General features: G+C 63.2%; 1 protein-coding gene. It reads right to left on the bottom strand.

Translation table 11 applies throughout. The annotated features are described in order from the left end of the window. Positions 1 to 18: 18 nt before the first annotated feature. On the bottom strand, positions 19 to 1,422 hold the full coding sequence (locus CS1BSM3_RS00005) for a porin (RefSeq protein ID WP_072384929.1): 1,404 nt from the start codon (positions 1,420 to 1,422) through the stop codon (positions 19 to 21). Between the last annotated feature and the right edge of the window lie 21 nt (positions 1,423 to 1,443).

Genomic DNA, 1,443 nt, shown 5'->3' with positions numbered 1-1,443 from the left:
GTCTCGATCTGCTTCGGATCAGAAGCGGATGCGGGTACCAGCCGTGAACATGTGGAGGTCTTCCGCACCGCCGACCGTCGCGTTGAACTGCGCTGAGTCGAGCGAGTAGTTCTTGTAGGCCAGCCAGAACTCCATCGCGGCTGCATCGACGTTCTGGACGATGCCAACACCCCAATGGGTCAGCTTGTCACCGGACAGACCGGCCGCGCTGACGTTACCTGCACCCGTAGGACCGCTGACAGTGGTGATACCGGTATCCTGGCTCGCGCCCTTCCACTCGCTGTACTCGCCGTACATGACCGTGTCGCCGATCCCGAAGAAGTTCCGCGCGACACCACCCGAGAGATAGAAGAAGCTAGCGCTGAAGTCCCGCGCAGTACCGGCAACGCCGCCAACAGTGGTCTGGGTGTTCTCGTAGTCGCGGTCACCGAAGGCACCCGTGAAGAACAGGCCCGTCGGCATGTGGCGGACGGAGAGGGCACCAACGAGCTGACGAAGCTCCTTGTCGCAGTTCACCGTGCACACGATCGTCCCAGCACCCGCGCCAGTCGTCGGCATCGATGCTTCGCCGGTCGGGTTGTTGTACTCCGAGCGCACGCTGTAGCCGAGGCCAGCGGCAATACGGATGCCGTTGAACTCACCCGCGTAGCGCATGGCCACATCCCAGTAGTTGTCCTCGGCAAACGAGGCACCGAGCGTGAAGCCGGCGATCGTTGGCGTGCGGTAGGAGATGTGATCACTGCGCTCGTTCAGCCAGTCACCCGAGCCGCCCTGGAAGTACGTGCCCCAGGTCGCGCCGGAATACTGGCCGTTACCCTGAGCGATACGCATGCTCGAGTTGTGCAGGCGCACGTCGTTCGACGCTGCCATGCCCTTGCCGGACAGGTCGATCAGGATGATGTTGTTGGCTTCCGTGGCACCGAAGCCCATTTCAACACGGCCGAGGCGGCTGTGCTCGACGTAGGCCCAGTGCTGACGCAGGTTGGCGCTCGTCGCACCGCCGTCGTCACCGAAATTGTTCGGCGTACCAACGGTATTCGACGGCCCGGTGCCATTCATCTGGTTCTGGCTGGCCGAGCTGCTGCCGAAGGCCTCGAACTCGTACATGAAGCCGGCGGTGATCTCGGGCGAGATCTTGGCCGAGCCCGTGATGCGCCAGCGCGAGTTCGACGAGGTCGGACCCGAGATGTAGACGTCCTTGCTGACGCCGTCGTCCCAGAACAGCAGCTGCTGCGAGATCTGGCCCGAGATGGTCACCGAGACCTTGCGGTTACCCTTGCGTGCCGTCGTCGCCTCGAGCTCAGCAACACGCTCTTCGAGGTCGGCGCAGCAGTTACCACCGAGGTCGGCGGCAGACGCGGGGCCCATACCCACGATCAGCGCGGCGACGGCGGCCATCGAAATGCGACTGAGTGTCGTCATCGATCCCCCATTCATAGTTCA

It is taken from the genome of Hyphomicrobium sp. CS1BSMeth3 (genome assembly GCF_900117415.1).
Classification (GTDB): domain Bacteria; phylum Pseudomonadota; class Alphaproteobacteria; order Rhizobiales; family Hyphomicrobiaceae.
This window is presented reverse-complemented; position numbering and strand designations above follow the sequence as displayed.